The organism is Photorhabdus heterorhabditis, assembly GCF_001280945.1.
GTDB classification, from domain to species: Bacteria; Pseudomonadota; Gammaproteobacteria; order Enterobacterales; family Enterobacteriaceae; genus Photorhabdus; species Photorhabdus heterorhabditis.
Window position 1 is genome coordinate 1 of the sequence record NZ_LJCS01000238.1, and the last position, 472, is coordinate 472.

Genomic DNA, 472 nt, shown 5'->3' on the forward strand with positions numbered 1-472 from the left:
CCGCCGGTGTTATTGATGTCGCCGGTACGCAAAGTTAAGTGTCCGCCACTCAACAACTGGCCGCCTTTTGGGTTGGTATTGCGGGGATTAGCCAGCCAGTGACCGCGGGTATCGACGGTCATGTCGCTACCCGACTGTAACCGCCCCGCGGTATTATCCAGCTGACCACTGGTGACTGTGGTAGCGCCCTCACTCAGAATTCGCCCCTGTTGGTTATCCAGTAACTGCCCGTCAGTCTCCAGCGTCAGGGTGTCTGCGGATTGTAAGCTGCCCTCGCGGTTTATCAGTTGCCGGCTGTGAATGCCCAGTCCGCCATTGCCGGCTATCTGCCCCTGCGTATTATTAAGCGCGGTGCTGGTCAGGGTGGTTTTGCCCTCTGCCGCGATTACCCCACCGGTGTTATTGATGTCGCCGGTGCGCAAAGTTAAGTGTCCGCCGCTTAACAACCGGCCACCTTTTTTGTCCGTCGTGG

The 472-nt window shown here is 58.1% G+C and carries 1 protein-coding gene; it reads right to left on the reverse strand.

The annotated features are described in order from the left end of the window. On the reverse strand, nt 1-472 hold a 472-nt coding region (locus AM629_RS21525), incomplete at both ends, for a hypothetical protein (protein WP_152912077.1).